At 45.3% G+C, this 24,272-nt stretch carries 20 protein-coding genes and 1 tRNA gene; 14 read left to right on the forward strand and 7 right to left on the reverse strand.

Annotation, left to right across the window (positions count from 1 at the left end; translation table 11 throughout):
* Positions 1-20 precede the first annotated feature (20 nt).
* Both PV783_RS06585 and PV783_RS06590 read right to left on the reverse strand, forming a co-directional pair.
* Positions 21-656, reverse strand: coding sequence for a response regulator (locus tag PV783_RS06585; protein WP_420987471.1), 636 nt, complete (start codon positions 654-656; stop codon positions 21-23).
* Positions 637-2,592: a sensor histidine kinase gene (locus tag PV783_RS06590; RefSeq protein ID WP_420987472.1), complete on the reverse strand. Its 1,956-nt coding sequence runs from the start codon at positions 2,590-2,592 to the stop codon at positions 637-639. Before PV783_RS06590 ends, PV783_RS06585 begins: the two co-directional genes overlap by 20 nt.
* 186 nt (positions 2,593-2,778) lie before the next feature.
* Here PV783_RS06590 and PV783_RS06595 point away from each other — a divergent pair, with 186 nt between their 5' ends.
* The 3 genes from PV783_RS06595 (at position 2,779) to gap (ending at position 5,394) form a co-directional block, all read left to right on the forward strand.
* Positions 2,779-3,165: a hypothetical protein gene (locus PV783_RS06595; protein WP_079469520.1), complete on the forward strand. Its 387-nt coding sequence runs from the start codon at positions 2,779-2,781 to the stop codon at positions 3,163-3,165.
* Between the two features lie 199 nt (positions 3,166-3,364).
* Complete coding sequence (locus PV783_RS06600; RefSeq protein WP_079469519.1) at positions 3,365-4,369, forward strand: GlxA family transcriptional regulator; 1,005 nt, start codon at positions 3,365-3,367, stop codon at positions 4,367-4,369.
* Between the two features lie 14 nt (positions 4,370-4,383).
* Positions 4,384-5,394 (forward strand): type I glyceraldehyde-3-phosphate dehydrogenase, encoded by a 1,011-nt coding sequence (gene gap, locus PV783_RS06605; RefSeq protein ID WP_420987811.1) that lies wholly within the window; start codon positions 4,384-4,386, stop codon positions 5,392-5,394.
* 62 nt (positions 5,395-5,456) lie between these two features.
* Here gap and PV783_RS06610 read toward each other — a convergent pair whose 3' ends face one another.
* Positions 5,457-5,867 carry an SRPBCC family protein gene (locus tag PV783_RS06610; protein WP_420987473.1) on the reverse strand — a complete coding sequence of 137 codons (411 nt, stop codon included), beginning with the start codon at positions 5,865-5,867 and terminating at the stop codon, positions 5,457-5,459.
* Between the two features lie 115 nt (positions 5,868-5,982).
* Here PV783_RS06610 and PV783_RS06615 point away from each other — a divergent pair, with 115 nt between their 5' ends.
* From PV783_RS06615 to PV783_RS06630, 4 genes are all read left to right on the forward strand, one after another.
* Entirely contained in the window at positions 5,983-7,623 is a 1,641-nt protein-coding gene (locus tag PV783_RS06615; protein ID WP_420987474.1) for a peptide MFS transporter, read from the forward strand.
* 123 nt (positions 7,624-7,746) lie between these two features.
* Positions 7,747-10,374 carry a sigma 54-interacting transcriptional regulator gene (locus PV783_RS06620; RefSeq protein ID WP_420987475.1) on the forward strand — a complete coding sequence of 876 codons (2,628 nt, stop codon included), beginning with the start codon at positions 7,747-7,749 and terminating at the stop codon, positions 10,372-10,374.
* Between the two features lie 159 nt (positions 10,375-10,533).
* The gene (locus tag PV783_RS06625; RefSeq protein WP_079469514.1) at positions 10,534-11,289 is read left to right on the forward strand and encodes an SDR family oxidoreductase; all 756 of its coding nucleotides are present in this window, start codon (positions 10,534-10,536) and stop codon (positions 11,287-11,289) included.
* Positions 11,290-11,344: 55 nt separating this feature from the next.
* A complete protein-coding gene (locus PV783_RS06630; RefSeq protein ID WP_420987476.1) occupies positions 11,345-11,530 on the forward strand; it encodes a hypothetical protein in 186 nt (61 codons plus the stop codon).
* Positions 11,531-11,987: 457 nt separating this feature from the next.
* Here the strand turns inward: PV783_RS06630 and PV783_RS06635 are convergent, their stop codons facing one another.
* Positions 11,988-12,452 carry a hypothetical protein gene (locus tag PV783_RS06635; protein WP_133256106.1) on the reverse strand — a complete coding sequence of 155 codons (465 nt, stop codon included), beginning with the start codon at positions 12,450-12,452 and terminating at the stop codon, positions 11,988-11,990.
* A 336-nt stretch (positions 12,453-12,788) separates the two neighbouring features.
* Here PV783_RS06635 and PV783_RS06640 point away from each other — a divergent pair, with 336 nt between their 5' ends.
* Both PV783_RS06640 and PV783_RS06645 read left to right on the forward strand, forming a co-directional pair.
* On the forward strand, positions 12,789-13,826 hold the full coding sequence (locus PV783_RS06640; RefSeq protein ID WP_420987812.1) for an SDR family oxidoreductase: 1,038 nt from the start codon (positions 12,789-12,791) through the stop codon (positions 13,824-13,826).
* Between the two features lie 16 nt (positions 13,827-13,842).
* Entirely contained in the window at positions 13,843-14,676 is an 834-nt protein-coding gene (locus PV783_RS06645; protein WP_420987477.1) for a helix-turn-helix domain-containing protein, read from the forward strand.
* 248 nt (positions 14,677-14,924) lie between these two features.
* Here PV783_RS06645 and PV783_RS06650 read toward each other — a convergent pair.
* Positions 14,925-15,001 (reverse strand) — tRNA-Lys (locus PV783_RS06650).
* Between the two features lie 158 nt (positions 15,002-15,159).
* Here PV783_RS06650 and PV783_RS06655 point away from each other — a divergent pair.
* The gene (locus tag PV783_RS06655; RefSeq protein ID WP_079469495.1) at positions 15,160-16,338 is read left to right on the forward strand and encodes a thiolase family protein; all 1,179 of its coding nucleotides are present in this window, start codon (positions 15,160-15,162) and stop codon (positions 16,336-16,338) included.
* Between the two features lie 57 nt (positions 16,339-16,395).
* Here the strand turns inward: PV783_RS06655 and PV783_RS06660 are convergent, their stop codons facing one another.
* Positions 16,396-16,680 carry a hypothetical protein gene (locus PV783_RS06660; protein ID WP_420987478.1) on the reverse strand — a complete coding sequence of 95 codons (285 nt, stop codon included), beginning with the start codon at positions 16,678-16,680 and terminating at the stop codon, positions 16,396-16,398.
* A gap of 630 nt (positions 16,681-17,310) precedes the next feature.
* Between PV783_RS06660 and PV783_RS06665 the strand changes: the two genes are divergently transcribed.
* The 4 genes from PV783_RS06665 to PV783_RS06680 all read left to right on the forward strand — a co-directional run bounded on the left by PV783_RS06665 (position 17,311) and on the right by PV783_RS06680 (position 23,478).
* Entirely contained in the window at positions 17,311-18,945 is a 1,635-nt protein-coding gene (locus PV783_RS06665; RefSeq protein ID WP_420987479.1) for a DUF1800 domain-containing protein, read from the forward strand.
* Between the two features lie 18 nt (positions 18,946-18,963).
* Positions 18,964-20,547 carry a DUF1501 domain-containing protein gene (locus tag PV783_RS06670; protein ID WP_420987480.1) on the forward strand — a complete coding sequence of 528 codons (1,584 nt, stop codon included), beginning with the start codon at positions 18,964-18,966 and terminating at the stop codon, positions 20,545-20,547.
* A 43-nt stretch (positions 20,548-20,590) separates the two neighbouring features.
* Positions 20,591-20,947 (forward strand): hypothetical protein, encoded by a 357-nt coding sequence (locus tag PV783_RS06675; RefSeq protein ID WP_420987481.1) that lies wholly within the window; start codon positions 20,591-20,593, stop codon positions 20,945-20,947.
* Between the two features lie 74 nt (positions 20,948-21,021).
* On the forward strand, positions 21,022-23,478 hold the full coding sequence (locus tag PV783_RS06680) for a TonB-dependent receptor (RefSeq protein ID WP_420987482.1): 2,457 nt from the start codon (positions 21,022-21,024) through the stop codon (positions 23,476-23,478).
* Between the two features lie 14 nt (positions 23,479-23,492).
* On the opposite strand, the gene PV783_RS06685 is transcribed toward PV783_RS06680, so the two are convergent.
* Positions 23,493-23,972 carry a hypothetical protein gene (locus PV783_RS06685; RefSeq protein ID WP_420987483.1) on the reverse strand — a complete coding sequence of 160 codons (480 nt, stop codon included), beginning with the start codon at positions 23,970-23,972 and terminating at the stop codon, positions 23,493-23,495.
* Between the last annotated feature and the right edge of the window lie 300 nt (positions 23,973-24,272).

Here is a 24,272-nt window from a genome sequence, read left to right on the forward strand (position 1 = left end):
TAGTTTGTTTGTTAATTCAATCAGAGCAACCCCTGGTGGCTTGCGGAGCTGATAAGCCCTGCAACGTTTTTTACCTGGAATTTCTGAAGCAGATTTTTACGATGATTTTCAACGGTGAACTTGCTTAAAAAAAGCATTTCAGCAATGCGCCTGGTGGTGATGCCGGAAGCAATAAGTTTCAGGATTTCCAGTTCCCTGGCGGTCAGTGCCGGGGCGTCTTTTGTATCCTTTAATCCCGGCCGGGCGATAATTTCTTTTATGGCATGGCTAAATACGATCTGGTGTTGAAGGGCGTCGTGGATGCAGCGCACCAGTTCTTCCACAGAGGCGTTTTTTAGCAGGTAACCACTTGCGCCGTTTTCAAGCATTTTCATAATAGCGCTGCGTTGATCATGGTTGCTCAACGCCAGCACAATGGTATCGGGCGCTGTTGTTTTGATTTCCTTACACAGGTCCATCCCGTTTCCGTCCGGAAGGATAATGTCAAGCAGCACCACATGAACCGGGTTGGTATTGAAAAATTGGAGGAAATCCCTGGTATTGGTAAACGTACCTGCAATTTCAAATGCCTCTTCCCTGGAAAGAACATTGACCAGCCCCTGAAGCACCACCGGGTGGTCATCAAGAATGGCCAGCTTATATTTCTGTTGTAACATACACTTCAATATTTATGGAAGTACCTGGTTGGTTCCCCCTGGAAAGGATCTCTATTTTACCATTCAGGTAGGCTACCCGGGTTTTAATATTGATAAAGCCCATGCCCTGATTTTCATGCAGGACATCTTTATTGAAACCGGTACCATCATCTTCAACAGTAATAAAAAATCTGTTATCCCGCTGGTTGCACTGTAGCAGGATGCTTTTTGCTCCGGCATGTTTTACTGCATTGGTCAGTAACTCCTGTGCAATGCGATAAATGCTCACCTGTTCTCCCTGCGGGATGTTTGGTTGAATCCCGAAGCACAGGAAACGAACGGTTGTTTTTTCGGATTCAAATGTATCGCAAAGATCTTTCAGTGCAGCTTCAAGCCCGAGTCGTAACAACATTTCAGGCATCATATTATGCGCAATCCGTCTTAGCTCTGTTACGGAGGTATCCATCTGGCCGATTATCCCTTCCAGTTCCGGGCGATTGCCGGTACTTCCACTGCCGGCAATTCTGGAAAGATTGATTTTGGTGGAAGCCAGTAGTCCTCCCAGGCTGTCGTGAAGATCCCGCGCTACCCGTTTGCGTTCTTCTTCCTGGCCTTGCAGCATAGCGTGCGAAACCTTGATCTGTTCCTGCTGGAGGGCTGTTCTCTTTTTATTTTTATAAAAGAAGTAGCCCAGCAGTAAGATTATAAATAGAAGTACACTTACCAATCCCAGCAACCAGCTTAATAATATAGTTCGTTTTAGTGCGAAGTTCGCCTTGTCGTTGGATGCATTCAGTTCGGTAATTTTCCGCTGATGTTCCGCATTCCTGAATTTTATTTCCAGCGCATTGATTTTTGTTTCCAGGTTACTTTGTGCAACGCTGTCGCTCAGGTAACTATAACGTTTCAACCATTGGTAGGCTTCCGGAATATTCTTCATGTCTTCATTGGTTGCTACCAGTCCATAATACAGTAAAAGCCTGTTAGCTGAAGTATTCATAAATGGCAGTTTACTGTACAGGTCGAGGGCTACACGACGGGCTTCCGGCAGATCCTTCTTATTGTATAACGCATAAAATTTTTGCAGCAGCAAACGTTGTTCGGGATATGGTTGATGCAGTTTCCGGGCTAAAGCAATACCTTTCTCTGAAACCGCAAGGGACTGGTCAAATTTTTCCGCGATGGTAAGCCGCATACTTTCGCCTGCATAGTAATCCAGCCACTCGTCTGCTTCGGGGTAAGGAGTCAGTAACACCCGCATGCTATCAAGGTACAAGGCGGCTTTTGCGGAGTCGCCCGACAGTGAATAGTTCTCTGATAAGGTATGATAAGCGGTAGCCAGGTACCGGGTATTTCCTTTTTCGTTTCTTAATGTTTCAATCGCCAGCTGCAGGTATATTTTTGCTTTGGCATATTCTTTCAGGTTTTTAAATCCGTAGGCAAGATCCAGGTAGTTCTTCCCCAGGTAGCGTTGATCACCTGACTTTTGTGCCAATGGTATTGCCTGGGTTACAAGCAGGTTCACATAGGTTTCCGGATCATCTTTTTCAAAGTGGAATACCCGCGCATAATCATGCCAGCACATGGAACGGAAAAGCAATGCTTCTTTGCCCGGGAATTTCTTCAGGATATTTTCTGCCTGCATGAAAACCTTAGCGGCCGAATCGGGTGCTGTTGGGGCCAGTTTCCGGGCTTCGTAGAAAAGGGATACGCCCTGCAGAAATGGATGACCTTTGCTGAATCCTTTACCCAGCTGCACATATTTTTTAGACAGCAGCGTGTCTTTATCTTCCCATTCGTCGGCCAGGAGAAAGCTCACACGTGCTTTGACACTATCATTTGTTGCTTGTTCAAGAACACGGGCGAGACTGTCCTTATCATATCTCCCGGGAGCCTGCTGCGCATAGCTCCGGGTTGCCGACAGTATAAGAATAAGTACGAGTGTAAGTAGCTTCATAACAATTTGCAAGTTGTTATATATAATCGTAATAATAAAGATACATCAAGAGAATGACTGAAAACAGCTATATGCAAAATGACCATTTTACGGCATTGGCTGCCCTTGTTTTCATAAGTAATTTTGTTCCACGTACTGGCATAAAAGCCGGGTTAATTCAGCGTAGACCATTTCAAACTATAGCATATGTACAGAAAATTATCCATTGCGAGTATCCTGTTTGCAGCAATGCTTACTGCATCCTGTTCCAAAGATAAGGATGATAACAACACTCCCGCTACGCACAAAGTAGTGTTTAAAGCAGAAGCTTCCGGAGGTGGAACTATCGACAGAGCCTCTTACGGGGTAGATGGCGACGCCCATAGCGCTATCAATCTTAGCGGTACTTCCTGGACCAGCCCTGAGCTAACGGCTCCTGCAGGCGCATACAACGCCAATATCGTTGTAAATGGAGTGGGCACCGGTAGCACTTCCAGGCTGAAAGTAGGGATTTATGTAGATGGAGAACTGAAAAAAGAAGAATCAGCCAATCCAGGTGTGGCATTAAGCGTTATCCTCACCTACAAATTTTAATGCGGCAAAAACGGTTTTATTCAAACCAGGCTATTGCGGAAAAGATACTCTGAAAAAGGGCCGGCCAAAAAGTAAATAGTGCTTTTTGGCCGGCCCTTTTTTATTACCCCGGCAACATTCGTATGGCCGGAATTGTATAATTTATGGCATTTGTGCCATCGTTAATACCCCTTACCTTTATGGCGTTTAAACATCCTTTATGCCAGGGAAGCAAAGAAGACTCATTGTTATAGTGCCTTCACCAGGTATTTTCCTGCTGGATATTGCGGGGCCCGTGGATGTATTCACGGTAGTAAACAAGATACTCAAAGAAGAGATTGCCAACGGTAAAGAAGAATATGAAATCATGATGGCATCTCCTACCAACAACCGGAAGATTAAAACAAAGAGTGAGATTGAACTTGATTGTGCGGTAACGGTTGCAGAGATCAACAGACCAGTGGATACATTGATTGTGGCCGGGTTTTCTATGCAGCAATTCCAGCCAGGTCATCCTTTCTTTCAATTGCTGAAAGATATTTATCCGAAAGTACGGCGCATTGCCTCCGTCTGTGTAGGGACTTATGCCTTGGCAGAAGCGGGTATCCTGAACGGGAAAAAAGCGACTACGCACTGGGAATTCAGCCGGCAGTTACAGGAAAGATATCCCACCATAAAGGTGGATAGTAATCCTTTTTATATCCGTGATGGCAATGTATATACTTCCGGTGGAGTAAGCTCTGGTATAGACCTGGCGCTGGCATTGGTAGAAGAAGATGTAGGAAGGGATCTTGCATTGAAAGCGGCGCGTAAACTGGTACTTCATCTGAAACGCATCGGGTATCAGTCGCAATTCAGTTCCCTGTTGCAGGTATATAGCCTGGAGAATTCCATTGCAGGTAAACTTCATCCCTGGATGCTCCGTCATCTGCAGGACGATTTACAGGTAGAACATCTGGCTGCCCGCAGCAATATGAGTATACGCAATTTCAACCGTGTTTTTGTGAAAGAAACAGGCGTCACCCCTGCGAGATTCGTGGAGAAATTGCGCATAGAAGTGGCGCGGAAATACCTGGAAGATAGTGATCTGAGTATGGAACAGATTGCAGAGAAGTGCGGGCTGGGTGGATTGGTATCCATGCGGCGGACTTTCCTGCGGCATATGATGATATCTCCGAGTGAATATCGCAGATCTTTCAGAACATCCTTACAAACAATTGAATAATTACTTAAAAATATATCACGATGAAAGTAGCTATTAATGGATTCGGGCGTATCGGCAGAATGACACTCAGGGCGCTTCAGAACAAAGCAGGCGTGGAGGTAGTCGCCATCAACGATCTGACAGACATCCAACTGTTGGTACACCTGTTTAAATATGATACTTCGCATGGGAAGTTTCCGGGCACCGTCACACAAAAAGATCAGCATATCATCGTAAATGGGCATCCTATACAACTGTTGACGGAAAAATCGCCTGAAAAGCTTCCATGGAAAGAGTTGGGCATTGATGTAGTGATTGAATCCACCGGGCGCTTTACGCAACGGGAACTGGCACAGCAGCATATCACGGCCGGTGCAAAGAAAGTGCTGATTACCGCTCCCGCAACCGGTAACGTGAAAACAATTGTGGCTGGCGTGAATGATGACCAGATTACAGAGGACGATGAAATTCTTTCCACTGCATCCTGTACAACGAATTGTATTGCGCCGTTGTTATTTTTACTGGAAAAGGAATATGGTATTACATCCGGTTTTATGACGACCATACACGCGTTTACAATGGACCAGATGCTGCAGGATGGACCGCATAAGGATTTCAGGAGAGCACGTGCGGCTACGCAATCTATCATTCCAACTACAACCGGCGCAGCTAAAGCGATCGGCGATGTGTTGCCCGGGATGAAAGGTAAACTGGATGGCTTCTCTTACCGGGTACCGGTGATAGATGGTTCTATCGCGGAGTTGTCGCTGAACCTGGAGCAAACTGCTTCGGCAGAAGAGATCAATCAATTATTCAAACACTACGCAGATAACAGTCTTAAAGGAGTGCTGGAGTATACAGAGGAACCATTGGTATCTGCAGATATATTGGGAAACACGCACTCATCTGTTATTGATGGTACCTTGACCCGTACCATCGGAAACCTGGTGAAGGTAGTGGCCTGGTATGATAATGAAGTAGGTATCTCAAACCGTTTGGCGGAACTGACGGTAGCATTAGCGACCACCAAATCTGTTGTTGTTTAAATTGTACTTTACAATAAAGGGTTGATCAAAAAGTAAAATTTGGTCAACCTTATTTTTTAGACTTATAATTTCTCGGCTACATACTTTACTAATTGCAGTGCAGCATCCCAACCTTCGTTTGCTTCTTTAAACAGGTAATCCGTTATTTCATAATTGATTTCTTCTGTAGCGGAAAGAATGGTGCTATCTCCGTTTTTTATAAATTCATACGTTATCACAGAAAGTAACCTGTCCTTATCTTTGAGATCCAATAAACTATGCTTCAATAATTTCCCCGGCTCTAATTCAATAATTTTTCCGTTCGTATAAATACTGCTGTCCTTTCCTTTCCAGCCAAATGAGCTGCCAACTTTCCAATCAGAAACATATTCACCACCCATTTGTTTTGTTATTGTAGGATCTGTAAAAACGCTCCATACTTTTTTTGTGGAGGCGTTTATGTCAATCGTCTTTTTAATAACTGGTTTGTCCATATGTGGTAACTGTTTTTTAGTAGCAATTAGCTTATTTTAGCGGTTTGGCGCTAACGGGTGATATCGTTTTACTGCGCTAAAATAATCTTATATCACAGATATATCATTGGCCTATATGGAAAAATCACGTAATCATCCTGCAGCACTGCCTTTCCTGTTTCTCTCCGAAATGTGGGAACGATTTGGCTTTTATCTGATTCTTGGTATTTTCCAGTTGTACCTGACAGACACCTCAAAAGGCGGCTGGGGAATGGACCGTGCCACCGCAGCAGACATCTTCGGCACCTTCATCGCTTTCGTGTACCTGACACCGTTCCTGGGCGGACTGATAGCCGACCGCAAACTTGGTTACAGTAAGTCGATTATTATCGGCGGCATCCTGATGGGGATAGGATATATCGGTTTGTCGGTGCATAACCTGACCGTTTTCTACCTGTCGCTTGCACTGATTTGTGTTGGCAATGGATTCTTTAAACCCAATATCTCCACGTTACTGGGGAATGTATATAACGATGAGAAGTACCGCAGCCGTAAAGACACCGGGTATAATATTTTTTACATGGGTATTAACATCGGTGCTTTTATCTGTAACTTTTTTGCTGCCTTCCTGCGAAATACAGTAGGCTGGGGCGCGGCATTCATCGCTGCCGGCGTAGGCATGTTCCTGGGAGTACTGATTTTCGTTATTGGGATGAAACACTACCGGCATGCGGATGTACGCAAACCCGAACAGGAAGGGGATATGCCGTTGAGCAGGATTTTCTCCGTAGTATTCCTACCGGCAATTGTAGTAGGATTGGGCGCCTGGTTTATTCCCGGCAACGTCTTCGGATCTGATTCCACTGACGCGTTCATCTTTGCCTGTATCCCGATATTGTTCTTTTTTGTATCGCTGCTGATGAAAGCTGATGCGAAGGATCGTAAGCCTATATCCGCACTGTTGGCTATTTTTGCCGTATCCATTGTGTTCTGGGCTGTGTTTAAACAGAATGGTACTGCACTGACTACCTGGGCGCAATATTATACCGACCGGGAAATTCCTGCCGCCATCGAGCAACCTGCCCAGCGTCTTTACCTGGTGGAAACGGTGCAGAACAAACCGGATTCAGTAACTGCCTATGATGATGAATTCAGGGTAGTGCGGGATGCGGCAGGCAAACCGGCGAAAGTATGGGATAAAGTAGCCTACTTCAAGAATGTGGCGCCGGAGAAAATGCCGGCGGAAGGAAAAAGTATCAGCTTGTATAATACGGAGCTGTTTCAATCCGTCAATCCCTTTTTTGTGATCACGCTAACGCCTTTGATTGTAGTATTCTTTGCATTGCTGCGGAAGCGGAACAGGGAGCCTTCCACACCATCGAAAATTGCATGGGGATTGCTGATATCGGCGGCGTCAACACTGATGATGGTGGGCGCGGTATATGTGTGCAGCAATGGCGCTGTAAAGGCATCGCCGTGGTGGCTGATAGGGAGTTACGGTATCATAACGGTAGGGGAATTATTCCTGAGCCCGATGGGGTTATCGCTGGTGTCCAAACTGAGCCCGGCTCGTATTACTTCGCTGATGATGGGGGGCTGGTTCCTGGCTACGTCGATTGGTAATAAACTCTCAGGCATCCTGGCCACTTTATGGGACACGTATGATAATAAGGCGAACTATTTCCTGGTGAATTTTCTGCTGCTGGGAGGGGCGGCGGCTGTGATATTTATGATGTTACGCTGGCTGAACAGGATTTTCAAAGAGTATGTGAAGTAGATAATATGTAAAAGTCCCAACCATGTTTATTGTCTGTTTAACAATAATTATCGTGGTTTTTTTAGTATCTTCTGTCAGAATTTATTTCACACCTTTTGGCGGTAAATATTTGGTTTTTTCTATATGAAAAGAACTATTAAAAATGAGTCAGGGCTTCATGCTCCGACGAAGACAATACTTGAACAGGAAAGAAAAGTATTGCTGGATCTCGGCAACGATATTACCAAAGTGAGAGAGAAGAATGATCTTATCACACTCTTTAAAAACAGGATTAAGGAGTTATTTTACTTCACTCATACTATTATTACTTTAGTAGACCATAAAGACGAAACCTACTATGCGTTCCTGCTGGATAATGAAGGATCTCCTATCAGAACTCATCCACGGTACCGGGAAATGGTAGCAGCCCGGTTTTCATTGAACGCTCCCTTTATACAGGCTGTATTGACATCAGACGAACCGGTTTCTTATATCCTGGAAGATATCATGGACGAGCCCAAAAGTCCACCTTTCCTTCGCGTGAATTATGAAGGAGGCGTGCGGGAAATCCTGATGACAAAGCTGATGAAAGAAGGGAAGCCAATGGGCTTTATTCACATGTACTCCGACCGGACAGACAGCTTTAATCCTGAGTTCAGGGGCGTAATGAAAGGTATTGCACCACAGCTGTCGGGCGCCGTTTCCAATATCATTAAAAACGAAGAATTACTGAATAAAGAGAAAGAGAAATCTTTTCTCCTCGATTTTAGCAGTAACATAGCAGCCGTAAGAACAAAGGAAGATCTCATGAGTGCTGTTCGCACTGCGCTGCATAAACTGGATCAGAAAAGTGGCTTCGTGATCAGGTGTATCAATGAAGATAAAACTACAATGAGTGCATATGTATATGATCTTGGATCTGCTGCTGATGAGAAGTCACTCTCCGTTCTCGTGAAAGCAAAATACCCTATTAATGATGGTTTGCAAAACCGGGTGCTCAACAGTTCCATTCCTTTGTTATTCAATGTGGAAAGAGAAATACAAAGAGGGATCACATCAGCCTATTTGCAATACTGGAAGAAAATGGGCTTTGAAAATTTTGTAGGTATACGATTGCGCAACGGGGAAACCAATCTGGGAATTTTACTGCTCGACATTGAAGAAATCAAGATAGAACTACTACAGGGAATTTGTGCACAGATCTCTATCGCCCTGGCTAATATTATGGCTAATGAGCAGATTAGCAAAAAACAGGAAGAACAGGCATTTCTGCTGGACTTCAGTAGCGCGCTCACTAAAATGCGTACGAAAGATGAGTTGCAGGCGGCCATCTTCGAGGTGTTGGATAAGATCATGAATACACAGCTTGCCATGATACGCGTATTGGAAGATGATGGCGTGCATTTGAGCGTATTTATGTTTGATCGCCGGTTATTTGGAAAGGCCCATGCCGATTTTGATAAATTAGCCGCCAATAAAATTAAAATAGATGAAACCTATACCGCACAGGTATTGGCAAGCAAAGAAGGAGTAGTATTTAATGTAGATGAAGAATTAAGAAGCGGCAATGACTATGCGAAACTCTGGAAAACCACCGGGCTGAGAAACATGTATGGTTTGCCATTGCGTATGGGCGATAAGATTATCGGCACCATTTGGCTGCTGGCAGATTTCCTGGGGCCCTTATTACTGAAAGGTATTTGTTCGCAGATTACTGTTGCAGTAGCAAATATATTAGCCAATGAAAAATTACTGGCTTATAAAAAGCAACTGGAAATAGAAAATGATTATTTGAAAGAACAAATCAAAACGATTTACAACTTCTCTGAAATCATTGGTAGCGGCGAATCTATGCAGGAAGTATACCGCCTGATGGGACTTGTGGCTGAATCCAACACCACGGTGCTGATATTGGGAGAAACAGGTACCGGTAAAGAACTGATAGCAAGGGCTATTCACAATGCATCGCCACGAAAAGAAAACCTGATGGTGAAAGTGAATTGTGCGGCGCTGCCTGCCAACCTTATCGAAAGTGAACTATTTGGTCATGAACGGGGTGCGTTTACCGGTGCAACAGATCGCCGTATCGGTAAATTTGAAATGGCCGATAACAGCACTTTATTCCTTGATGAAATAGGAGAGTTGCCACTGGAAGCACAAGCTAAGCTGCTGCGTGTAATCCAGGAACGTGAATTGGAGCGCGTGGGTGGAAAACAGGTAATTAAAATCAATGTACGTCTTGTTGCGGCTACCAACCGTAACCTGGAAGAAGAGGTGAAAGCTGGCCGTTTCCGCGCCGATCTGTATTTCAGGTTAAATGTATTTCCTATTATTCTCCCGCCTCTGCGGGACAGGTTGGAAGATATAGAAGCGCTCACTCATTTCTTTGTAAAGAAATATAGCAGGAGCACCGGGCGCACTATCAGGAAGATAGCACCCAGGGTTATACAGCAATTACGTAGCTATACCTGGCCCGGTAATGTGAGGGAATTGGAACATCTTATTGAAAGAAGCATACTATTGGCTTCAGACAGCACGTTGAGTGATGTTTTTATACCACGTAATGCTGACGCAGATAAACAGGAGCAGGCTTTCCTGCTGAACCGTTCCCTGGAAGAAGTGGAGCGCGGTTATATTATTGAAACGCTGAAACGCTGTGGAGGCAAGATTTCCGGCACCGGCAGCGCTGCCGAAGTATTACAAATTCCCGGGAACACATTACATTCTAAAATGAAAAAACTGGGAATTACAAAGAGCGACTATTTCTCGTGATGAAAATCCCTTAATAAAGTGAGAAGCTTGATGGTTTCATTAAATACAGTGAAAAATCGATAACCCTGTTTTTATTATTTGGTTGATTTTTAATGATTTGCGAAAGATGGCATTTGGTTGGCCTGATGGATAGCATCACTAAAAACAAAAATCAAATTTATGAAAATCGTAGTAATCGGAGGCACCGGTCTCATTGGAACCAAAGTAGTAAATCAACTTCGTCAGGCGGGCCACCAGGTTATCGCTGCATCTCCTGCAACGGGTATCAACACGCTCACCGGCGAAGGACTGGCGGAAGCCATGAAGGAAACGGATATTGTTATTGACCTTGCCAACTCTCCTTCATTTGAAGATAAAGCAGTAATGGAATTTTTCCAGACAGCGGGTCATAACCTGTTAGCTGCAGAAATCAATGCAGGTGTAAAACATCATGTGGCGTTATCTATTGTAGGCGTCGATATTATGCAAAACATTGGTTACATGCGTGCGAAAAAAGTTCAGGAAGAACTGATTGAGCAGTCAGGCGTACCTTATACTATTGTTCGCAGTACACAATTCCTTGAATTTATTGCCGGTATCGCCAACCAGGCTACAGATGGCAATGAAGTGCATCTTTCAGATGTATTGTTCCAACCTATCGCTTCTGATGATGTAGCAAAATTTGTAGCTAAATATGCACTGGCTGCTCCGTTGAATGGCAGGGTAGAAATTGCCGGACCTGAACGTTTTGAAATGTACAAAATTGTTGAGCGTTATCTGCAGCTGGCTAACGATCCACGCACGGTAGTGCCAAATGGTAAACCCGCATACTTCGGCGGTGAAGTTACGCACAGCGCCCTGGTACCTGCCGGAGAAGCAGAGCAGGGTGCAATTAACTTCGAAAGCTGGTGGGCAACCCAGGCTGTAAAGGCTTAACTGCTCCCCGGGACCCGCCTGGAATCTATTGTCTGAAAAAATTAAATCTATCGTCATGAACCTTTTCTTTTCACATCCGTCTACAAAAGATCCTAAAAACGGATATCCTGAAGATATGCAGGTAGTCACCAATGAAACACCGCATAATACCAGTGAGGGCGGTGAGTTCCTCGATGACGCAATCCGTATGGAAGAAGATCCTTTGAGCAGCCAGGATGAAAACGCAGGACTGGAAGAATAGTAGTAACGGCACTTTAAAGCAGCAATATGAAAAACAGCATCGCCGTCGCCTAACCTCATTTGACGCCTACTTTGCGCAGGACTTACCAGCTGAAGAACGAAAAGTAATCTTCAAAACCCAGTCATGTGCCTATGGTGTCACAACCCAAACAGGTAGCTGATTTCATCACTACTGCCGCTCAAAAATTAAAATTTGAACAAAAGAAATTGCAGAAGGCTGTCCTATTATAAATACGGGGCTGTTGCAGAGGTACGTCGGGCCGTGCCTGTGGCTTGAGAATGGATTATTGAGGGATGTTTTCGGTCATAGGCTATTTGTTCATCCCAAAAAGCTGCTTGAATCACAGGATTCAGGCGGCTTTTTATTTTTCCGTGTGGCCCTTGATACAAATGCCGAATCAAGCGCAATCTGCTATCCTGCGCATATCTGTAAACCAGGATATCTTTTTGTTAAAGTATTATACATTCCCAATAATCTTCTTCCAGTGTGCCAACTGTGCCGGCGCTTTGGCAGTCACTTCTTTCAAAAACTGTTCGGCAACTTTCTGATAACCTTTTTTCAGATCAGACAGGGGAAAGGTTTTGTTGTGCCATTTTTTGATGCCGCCACCATCTGAGATAGCCGAATCAACAATGGAAAAGGCTATTTCGTTCGGTTTGATCAATACAAATTGAAAGGCCGGTTGCCCCTGCTCTCCCTCATCATAGGTGTATTCAGTATCTTTTCCTGATTCGAAGTTGCGGACTATCGTGCCCAACACGTTGAACCACGCATTCAGGCACACATCTTCTTCTCCAAAATAGCCCATAGCAGGTACCACTTTCTCGTCGATTACAATCTGTAAGTGGCCGTGTACATGCGAGAAATGATCGGTATTTGAAACGGGCTTACAGATGCCCAATCCCATTCTTAATTGTCCCATAGCGGTAAAAATAAATATTTATCCCGATCCTCAAAACAGAAAGTGATCCCGGCGAGGATCGCTTTCTGTTTTGCAGAAGTTATACGCTACTCGTGGTATAGCTTACCCAAATAAAACGTCATATTTTCATAGGCGCCCTTCCCAAAAACTTAGGAGCTCCCACCCAACGCACAGGCGCGCATACCAATTTTTAGTTTTGACGGTGGATTTTTCACATACTATTGTACCGTACGAGGGCAACCTGGCCTTTTAAACAAAGCATATTGCGCCTTTTAAACAAAACAGGCTATTCTTTATTAACCGAATTTTGTTTCATCAAAATAAAAGATGATGAACATGAATTCAAATAATGAAAAATTAGTGTTGGTTACCGGAGGCTCGGGTTTTATTGCAGTGCACTGCATCCTTCAACTATTAAATGCGGGCTTCATGGTGAGGGCGACTTTGCGCTCCCTGAGCCGTGAATCCGACGTACGGTTGATGCTAAAAAATGGCGGTGCAGAAGCGGGTGACCGTCTTACCTTTATCGAGGCCGATCTTTCTTCCGGTGCGCATTGGCCAGAAGCCATGAACGGTTGTACCTACGTATTGCATGTAGCATCGCCTACTCCAAAACTTGATTACAAACATGAGGATGAAATGATCATCCCTGCACGGGAAGGCGTGCTGCAGGTACTGCGTACCGCAAGAGATGCCGGTGTTAAACGCGTAGTATTAACCTCAGCCATAGGTGCGGTTGTTTATGGACATCCCAACCAAACAGCACCCTTTGATGAGGCGACCTGGACGGATACGGCCAATGCACCGGCTTATCAGAAATCCAAAACCCTGGCGGAAAAAGCGGCATGGGAGTTTATCGAAAAAGAAGGGAATGGGCTGGAACTTGCCGCCATTAACCCTGTAACAGTTATGGGGCCGGTGCTGGGGCCGGATTATTCTCATTCCATACACCTGATCAAAAATCTTCTGACTGGTAAGATGCCTGGCTGTCCGAAGATCAATTCCGGTTTTGTAGATGTACGTGATGTAGCCGATCTGCATCTGCGTGCGATGGAACATCCTGCTGCAAACGGCCAGCGTTTTATTGCCACTGCCGGAGAAAGTATCTGGTTGGTGGCTGTAGCGAGAATACTCAAAGAGCACTTGGGCACTGCTGCCGGCAAGGTAAAGGTTAAAGAGCTGCCTAATTTCTTACTTCGTATTGCAGCACTAAAGGACCCGATGGTCAGATCAATGATCCCGCTGCTGGGCAGGGTGATGAATGTCACCAGCGCCAAGGCGGTGCGCCTGTTAGGCTGGTCGCCCCGTTCTACCGAGGAGGCCGTGCTGGCTTCGGCGCAAAGCCTGATCCGATTACAACTGCTTAACCAATAATGTTAACTTTGCAGAGATGGAAGTAGCCGAAGTATTTATCGCCTGCAAGAAGGAAGCCCACTACAGCCGTGAACTCGTCCTGGCGCAACCAGCGTTGGTGCATGTCGTTTCCGGTGAAATGCGTGTCGTGACCGCGGAACGCAGCTATCATTTCTTTGCAGGTGATACCGTACTATTACCCCGTAACCAGCTTGGCAGGATGAGTAAACTTCCATTGGACGGGGAGCCCTGCATCGCTATATCAGTGCTGTTTCGCAAGGAAAGACTCCAACATTACTATGCAACTAATGAACATAAGTCAAAAGCGCCGCATAGCAATGAACTTAAAAAATTCGGAGCGCACCCCTTATTAAAAAGCCTCTTCAATTCGCTGCAGCCTTATTTTGAAATGGCGGATGCTTTACCTGAAGACATCGCCGCTTTTAAGATCGAAGAAGCGGTTCGTATCCTTCGTGCCATTGATCCGGATGTAGACGAATTGCTCGGCCAGTTTGAAGAACCAGGTAAACTGGACCTGACCGAATTCATGGAGCAGAATTATATGTTCAACCTACCGCTGGAAAAATTCGGTTACCTGACCGGCAGAAGCCTGACCACTTTTAAAAAAGATTTTAAGCGCATTTTTAAAAATACCCCGGGCAGGTGGCTAACGCAGAAAAGATTGGAGCTGGCCCATTACCAGATTTTCGAGCAGAAACGAAAGCCATCAGACGTTTACATAGAAAGCGGTTTTGAAGACCTTTCACACTTTTCCTTTGCCTTTAAAAAGCATTTTGGTTACAACCCAACCCATTCAGGGATCGGGTTACGAAATAAATCATTTACTCGTGAAGACAAAGGGCGCACATAACTAATCAGGAGCAACACCATGACTGATAATCACAAAGCATTCTATAAATTCCTGAATCTTTTTAAAGAGATACCTTAAAACAATTTCGAAGAATTCTTGAGGATATCTTAAAGCAGAGCTTTTGGGTACTTTAAAAGACATGAAAACATGTTTTGGTACTTAAAAAAGGAATATTTAATTAAGTTGCTGGTATAAGCGCATTAAAATGAAAAAACGCGACACAAAATTTTTAAATTTTGTGTCGCGTTTGGTGACCCCCCTGGGGCTCGAACCCAGGACCTACTGATTAAGAGTCAGTAGCTCTAACCAACTGAGCTAGGGAGTCTTTCCACCGTCTTTGTTAAAAAACGTGAGCGCAAATTTAACGGATCTTCTGAATATTTGTGTACTTTATTTAATTAAATTTGATAATAAGGACGAAATGTGGATAAATACCCATTATGTTGATAATCTAACCGTTAGCTCATTATAAAATTTTTTTTCATGCAAGAAGCGTACATAGTAGCCGGATACCGCACTGCGGTGGGAAAATCCAAAAGAGGCGGATTTCGCTTTTACAGACCAGATGATCTGGCTGTAGACGTAATCACCGGATTGCTGAAATCCTTGCCACAGCTGGATCCTAAGCGGGTAGATGATCTGATTGTAGGAAATGCGGTACCGGAGGCAGAACAGGGTTTACAGATTGGCCGTATGATCTCTGTACGGGCTTTAGGCATTGATGTACCGGGAATGACGGTGAACCGCTATTGCGCTTCCGGCCTGGAAACAATTGCGATTGCCACCGCCAAAATACAAACCGGTATGGCCGATTGTATTATTGCCGGCGGTACAGAAAGTATGAGCCTGGTGCCGGTAGCCGGTTGGAAAACAGTACCCAACTACACCGTGGCCAGCACCAATCCCGATTATTATATTGGCATGGGACTCACCGCTGAAGCAGTGGCTAATGAATTCAAGGTAAGCCGCCAGGACCAGGATGAGTTCTCTTATAAATCACATCAGAAAGCGTTGAACGCTATTCAGAACGGCTATTTCAAACCGGGCATACTCCCGGTGTCTGTTGAAGAAGTATATGTAGATGAGAAGGGAAAGAAACAGAAACGTTCCTATATCGTGGATACGGATGAAGGACCACGTGCGGATACTTCACTGGAGGCACTCGCAAAGTTGAAACCTGTTTTCGCTGCCGGTGGTTCCGTTACAGCGGGCAACTCTTCACAAACTTCCGACGGCGCTGCCTTTGTGGTAGTGATGAGCGAGCGGATGGTGAATGAGCTGGGACTGAAGCCTATCGGGCGTTTGGTAGGTTGTGTTTCTGCAGGGGTGCATCCCCGTATCATGGGAGTGGGGCCTGTAGCTGCCATACCAAAAGTGTTACAGCGTACCGGAAAATCGCTGCAGGATATCGACCTGGTTGAATTGAACGAGGCATTTGCTTCACAGTCTATTGCGGTTATCCGCGAGCTGGGCATCAATCCGGATATCGTAAATATCAATGGCGGCGCTATTGCATTAGGACATCCGCTGGGATGTACCGGCGCAAAATTAACGGTGCAGATATTAGGCGATTTAAAAAGACTGAATAAAAAATATGGCATTGTCACGGCCTGTGTTGGCGGCGGACAAGGCATTGCAGGTATCATTGAAAATATCAACTGATAATACCGGTCAACTCACCTTTATACTAAAAAAGGAGCCATTGGCTCCTTTCTTTTTTTATTCCCCTTCTATTTCCAGCTCACTCAAATACTGGTATACCGGCTGCGCAATTTTACTCGTATCTGTAAATACTATACGACGCAAATCCTCCGGCTGTCGCAGATCAATACCAAATTCCGTCAGCATTCTCTCAAAAAAGAAATTGCGCTTTCCTTTTGATCTTCCATTTTCGTAAGTAACAAAGCAGGCGCGCGACACACCTAATAAATTGCCCATTTCCTGTTGGGTGAGTTTTAGTGATTTACGGATTATTTTGATAGCCCGTTTATTATATAATAGCATTGGGTAATTTTAAAAATGTTACAAAAATGTGCCACTGTAACAATTATTAACTATATTTGTATCATAATGTATAAATCACTGATCCTAATAGTGTTGAATTGAGATGAGCAGCGAATTTTTGATAAATAGATTTTCATTATGAACATAAAACACCCGTTACCGGCGTACCGGTAAAAAAGTGGTGGAGATGCAATCATTTTAATAGTAGATACTAACAGCTGTTAAAATAGTCAGATGAAGAAGCAGGAAGAAGAAGGGGAGGGAAAACTGATTGATGTAACAAATGGCCAATCGCCGGATCTCTAAAAAAATCCATCGTAAAACTTTTTGTTGTAAGACAAAAACCAAAGGAGCTGTCTTTCTTTCGAGGAACGGGCAGCTCTCTTTTGGCTATATACACTTTTCAAATGTAGGCGTTTTTAGTGCAGCAAACAAATAAATTATTTTATAACTAATTGATAGTGATATGAGTATGAATTTATTAAAATGATAATTTATGTATCAAGATGATATGAAAAATATCATTTTGATACTTCTTATTAAGATAATATCACTTTCTTTTTAATTAGATTAAACTTTTTGTTAATTTGGCGCTATAATCGGCCCCTAAGCCATCAACCATATCGCCTTATGGATCGCAGACAATTCCTAACCTTATCATCTGACCGCCAGCAACCGCGGACTGCCACCGCTATCGCCCGTACCGCCACCGGCATAACGCCGTATACCGGCGCCTGGGACACGCTACAACGCATTCACCTGCTGAAACGCACCCTGTTCGGGGTTACACCCGCAAACATCAATGCCTTCAACAGCCTGAATATGCAGCAGGCGGTAGATACCTTGCTCACCGCACAACCGGATCCCGCACCTCCTATCAACAACTACGGCATCGATGACACAGGCGTTACGCCCGGTGCCACATGGGTAAAAGCCCCACTCGGCGATGAAATGCTGGAAAGGAAGAGGATCGCTTCCTATAAGGCATGGTGGACAGGTCAAATGATTAACCAACAGTCAAGCATACACGAAAAAATGGTGCTCTTCTGGCACAATCATTTCGTTACAGAAACAGGCATGGTAGGAGATAGCCGGTTTATCTACCAATATAACCTCACCCTGCGTAAACATGCTCTCGGTAATTTTAAAGACCTTACCAAAGCAATAACGCTGGATCCCGCCATGCTGGTGTATCTCAACGGATACCTCAACTCCAAAGGCGCTGCTGATGAAAACTATGCAAGAGAACTGCACGAACTTTTTACAGTAGGAAAAGGCCCCGATTCCCATTATACAGAAGATGATGTAAGAGCCACCGCCCGCGTACTCACCGGCTTCCGGGTAGATAGAACCAACATCGTCAGCTTATTTGATACCACGCAACACGATCTTACCAATAAAGAATTTTCAGGATTCTATCTCAATAAAGTAATCTCCGGAAAAACAGGCCAGGATGGCGCTAAAGAGCTGGACGAACTCCTGTCAATCATCTTCCTGCAACCGGAAGTCGCAAAATTTATCTGCCGTAAACTATACCGCTTCTTTGTGTATTATGATATTGACGCAGCCACAGAACAAAACGTAATTACACCACTGGCAGATATTTTCCGCAGCAGCGGCTATGATATTAAAGTCACGCTCAACGCACTGTTTACCAGCGAACACTTCTTCGATCCGCTTAACATGGCCTGCCTGATTAAAAGTCCGGCCGACTTCTGCATCGGTATCTGCCGCGAATATGGCATCCCCATCCCTACCGATTATACCAACCAATATAAAGCATGGGCTGTAGTTCACGACAGGGCCGCTTCCATGTTGCAAAACCTTGGTGATCCCCCGCTGGTTGCAGGATGGGACGCATACTACCAGGCGCCTTCGTTTCATGAACTGTGGATCAATACAGATACGCTGCCCAAACGTAACCGCTTCAGCGATGGCCTCGTCAGCAGCGGCGGTTTCAACGGCCTCCGCATTGATACCCTCGCTTTTGCCAGCCGCCTTCCTCATCCGGAAGACCCGGTGGCACTGGTCAACGACTCACTGGATATCCTATATCGTGTAGGCGTTTCCGATACTGTGAAGGGATTCCTGAAAAATAAAATCCTCCTGAGCGACCAAAGCCCCGATAGCAACTACTACTGGACGCAAGCCTGGAACGCATGGAAAGCATCGCCCACAGATGCTACCCTGAAAGATAATGTGGAAAGCCGCCTCCAGGCCCTGTATAAATACATTATGGACTTGTCTGAATATCAATTATCCTGATAGCAGAAAAACCTTTTTATGAAAAGAAGAGACTTCCTGAAATATACAGCGCCAGCTGCTATCCTGCCAACTTTAATCAATGGCTTCTCTATTAAAGCCTTCGGTTCATCTCCGATGCTGGACGCATTAAGCACCGCCTCGGCAGACAATGATCATGTACTCGTCATGATACAAATGACCGGCGGTAACGATGGTCTTAACATGGTCATCCCACTGGATGTATACGGTAAATACCAGGCCGCACGCGCCAATATCGCTATCCAGGAAGGAAAAGTACTCCGCCTCGATAATTATATTAAATCGGGCCTGCACCCCGCCATGACAGGGATACAGAAATTGTATAACGATGGAAAAGTAAGTATCGTGCAAAGCGTAGGATACCCTTCACCCAACTTCTCGCATTTCCGTGCTACCGATATCTGGCTCACGGGGTCTAATTCCAACGAGGTGCTTACTACCGGTTGGGCAGGCCGCTACCTGGATACGAAATACGACGGTTTCCCGGATGGATACCCCAATGCAGAGAACCCAGATCCGCTGGCAGTACAGATAGGTTCTATCGTATCGCCCGCCTTCCAGGGACCCAATGCCAGCATGGGTATCGCCATCACCAGCGCCACCGATTTCTATAACCTGATCGATGGTGTAACGGATCCCGTTCCCAATACCAAATGGGGGAAGGAACTGGAGTATATCCGCCTCATCGCCAAACAAACCAACAGCTACGAACAGGCTATTACCGCTGCCGCGAAAAAAGTGACCTCACAGGGCGCTTACCCGGCCAACAACAGCCTCGCGGAACAGTTGAAGATAGTAGCCCGCCTGGTAGCCGGCGGACTGAAAACAAAGCTCTATATGGTGAGCACCGGCGGTTTTGATACACATGCCAACCAAACAGAAGGCGGCGATACCAGCAAAGGCGGTCACGCTAACCTGCTGGGAGGCGTTTCCGATGCCATCAAAGCTTTTATGGACGACCTGAAAGGATTGCACGCTTCCCGCAGGGTGGTAGGCATGACTTTCTCCGAATTTGGCCGCCGCATCAAATCAAACTACAGCATGGGTACGGATCACGGCGCTGCCGCTCCCATTATCATTTTTGGAGATTATGTGAACCAGGGCGTGCTCGGAAATTCTCCCGCACTGCCGGACGCTTCCTCCGTAATTGATAATATCCCCATGCAGTACGACTTCCGCTCTATCTACGCATCTATCCTGGAACAATGGTTTTGCGTGGACCAAACCGTGCTGAAAACTATTCTCCGGGAAGACTACCAGCGCCTGCCCCTCATCAGTGGCGTGGCCTGTGGCACCATTACCGGTTTGCCCGACCTGAATACTGACGATAAGAAACTGATTACCAACTCTCCAAATCCATTTTCAAACTATACCACCATTACCTATATCACCGGCAGCGGCAACACATTGGTACAGATCTTTGATACCACCGGCCGCCTCGTTAGCGTACCGGTCAATAAAGTACATACCCCCGGCACCTATACGTTCACTTTTGACGCGCATAGTTTGCCCAATGGTATTTACTATGCCCGCTTCCAGAATGGCCCCGTGCAACAGGTAAGACCTATGCTCAAAGTAAACTGACCTTATAATTTAATTAATATTCGTGCAACGCCGTTGCAAATAGATGGATTTTGCTACCTTTGCCTCCGTGTACAAGAGCTATCTGCATAAAATATTAGCTATTATTCTCCTGGGTGTATTTTCTATAAATACCATCCCGAGAGAATTTATACACGAATTTGCAGGTCACCACGATACGGCGGATGTCCTTCATCAACACGATGGACTCACCATATCCGAACATCACCGGCACTGTGATTTTCTGCAGATAGGTGTAGAACCTTACGAGTCATTTGTTACTTTATATATAGCGCCGGTTCAAAAAGTAATCTGGGTATTTTCTCCGCTTACGTTGCCGGAAACCACGCACGTCCCTTATTTTAACCTCACCCCCAGAGCGCCGCCCGTACAACTGGTATAACTTCATTTTTATTGCAGCGTGCACCATCTGTACACGTTGTTTATTCTTTATTACTGATTCTATATTTTTCAGATATGCATTATTTGCGTGTATTTATACTCGGGCTTTGGAGTGTAATGTTACTGGCGTTACCTGCCGCCTATGCCGGCACTAACCCCGAAGAAGGGGAGTACTCAAACTCATTAACCGGTAAAGTGGTGGATAAATTAACCCATACACCGTTACCCGGCGCCACTGTTTACCTGCCGGATCTCCGCGTAGGCGCTGCTGCAGATGCACAGGGAAATTATATCATCAAAAATCTTCCAAAAGGAAAATATGTGGTAGATGTACACTACATCGGTTATGCCGCATTCAGCGCTCCGGTAGCTATTTCTGGCGCTACCACCCGGGATTTTGAACTCGGGGAAACACTGATAGAAAAAAATGAAATCGTGATCACCGGCGCCAACCTGGCAACATCCGCCAGGAAAACACCTACGCCCATCAGCGTGATCCGCCGCGACTATCTCGATGATAATATCTCTACCAATATTATAGATGCCATTGCAAAAGTGCCCGGTGTTACACAACTCTCTACCGGTCCGGCTATCTCCAAACCTTTTATCCGCGGACTTGGCTACAACCGCGTGGTAGTAGTGGGCGACGGTGTACGCCAGGAAGGCCAGCAATGGGGCGATGAACACGGCATTGAAATCGACGACTATAATGTAAGCAGGATAGAAGTGCTGAAAGGCCCTGCCTCCCTCATTTACGGCTCAGACGCATTGGCCGGTGTGGTGAACATTGTTCCGCCTGCACCACTGCCTTTGGGAAAAATAAAAGGCAACGTGGAAGCCAACTATCAAACCAACAACGGACTGATGGCCTATCACGCCGATATTGCCGGTAATAACAATGGCTTTAGCTGGGGTGCTTTCGTAACACAAAAACAAGCGCATGATTACAAAAATAAATACGACGACTACGTATTTAACTCCCGCTTTAATAACACCAACTTTGGCGCTAACATCGGCATCAATAAACAATGGGGATACTCTCACCTGAGCTTCAGCTCCTTTAACCAGCACCTCGGGCTGGTAGAAGGTGACCGCGACAGCAATGGCGATTTCCTGAAACTGATCAACAACAACGGCACGGAAGAAGAAGTACCCGCCACCAGCAGCGATAATAAATCGTACAGCATGACGGTCCCCAAACAACAGATCAATCACCAGAAAATAGTATGGGACAACAGCCTGTATCTGCATAATGGTGGCCGTATTGGTCTTACACTGGGCTATCAGCTGAACCAACGCCGCGAATTCGGTAATGTGCTGGAACCTTCCACACCGGAATTGTACCTGCACCTGCAAACTTTCAACTACGCACTGAAATATTACCTGCCTGAAATGAACGGATGGCAAACAACCGTAGGCGTGAACGGGATGCAGCAAACCAATCAGAATAAAGGAGAAGAGTTCCTGATCCCTGCATACGATCTGTTCGACTTTGGCGCGTTTGCAGTAACCAGCAAAACCTTCAACAAACTCACACTAAGCGGTGGGCTGCGTTTTGATAACCGCTCCATGAACTCCAAATCACTGTTCCTGGATGCAGATGGCAAGCCGTCCAATACCGGCGACTCAAAATTTGATGCCTTCAAACGCAACTTCAACAATGTATCCGGTAGTGTAGGACTCAGCTACGAAGCCAGCGAGCAGGTAGTGCTGAAACTCAATGCAGCAAGAGGTTTCCGGGCGCCAAATATCGCAGAGTTATCTGCTAACGGCGTGCATGAAGGAACCATCAAATATGAATACGGTAACCAGGACCTGAAACCGGAAGTAAGTACACAGGTGGATGCAGGTGTAGATTTCAACACCCAGCACGTTTCATTGTCGGCCAGCCTGTTTTACAATCATATCAATAACTTCATTTTCTCCCGTAAGCTGTTCAATGCTGCCGGTACAGACTCTATCCCTGCTACGGATAATGATGAAGGATATGCCGCATTTAAATATCAGCAAACGGATGCCAACCTGTACGGCGGAGAGCTGATGGTGGATATTCACCCGCATCCGATCGACTGGCTCCATTTTGAAAATACATTCTCGTATGTAAGGGCCACTACCAGTAACGGTAGCGACTCTACGAAATATCTGCCCAATATTCCGGCGGCCCACTGGCTGTCTGAATTGAAAGGAAGATTTAAAAAGGTAGGAAAAAGTCCGTTGCAGAATGCTTATATCGGCGTGCAAATGGATCTGAACTTTGCGCAGAATGATGTGTTTTCTGCTTATGAAACGGAAACGGCTACTCCCGGTTATACTTTGTTTAATGCGGGGTTAGGCAGTGATTTTGTGAATAGGAAAAATAAAACATTGTTCTCTCTGCATTTCGCTGTCAATAACTTAACAGATGTGGCTTACCAGAATCACCTGAGCAGGTTGAAATATGCGCCCATCAATGAAGTAACCGGCAGATCAGGCGTATATAACGTTGGCCGGAATTTCAGCGTGAAGCTTGCAATTCCGATTGATTTCAAATAGTGTGGATGTTTCTTTTATAAGGCTCCTGCGTCAGCAGGGGCTTTTTTTATGGTATCAGGCGCCGTTTCTTTTGAGGAGTTTTCCGTTTTGGTATAGGTGGCCTTGTTGTTTTTTATTTTGAAAAAGATGTTCCGGGTGGCTGGGGGGGCTGTACTCAATCCAACCACAGTATCCGTTCCCGTTATAATCAGCTGAGGCACCGGTATAGCCTTAGCTGTAGAATCAATTGCCCGCATATAGTTGATTAGCCGTTTGCCCTCCCGGGTAATATGAATGGTTTGCATGCCTGTTCCCGAATTGGCGATGGCGGCAGTAATACCTGCTGCTTCAAACACGGCGCTGTCGCTGTTTATGTTTCCGCTTATAAGGGTAAAGGGTACTGGTACTGCCTGGGTTCCGGTAACGGTGGCGGAAGCAGCTTCCTGCGGGGTTTTGGTGGCCGGCTGTTTGCAGCTCAGTATTAAAACAGGGAGCAGTAATAAGGTTCTTTGCACGATGAATAGCTGTTTGAAAAGATAAAGCTATTAAATTTTATGGAACTGATCATGATCCGCGGTTAATATATACATGTTACTTATATATTATTTATAGTAATAACGTTATAATATTTTCTAATTTATATAAATTTGTTGTACCGGTGGTAAACCCGGTACAGGCGGGCTTGATAAGTAAAATCGTTTTTACAGTACAAATACACGCTGGTTTTACCATTGATGTAAATATTTAATTGAAATATTGATAGATTTTGTAGTTTAGGGGATCGTTAGTTATGTAAGTGTAAGATTGAATGTCCT

This window comes from Chitinophaga sp. CC14 (genome assembly GCF_048957795.1).
GTDB lineage: Bacteria > Bacteroidota > Bacteroidia > Chitinophagales > Chitinophagaceae > Chitinophaga > Chitinophaga ginsengisegetis.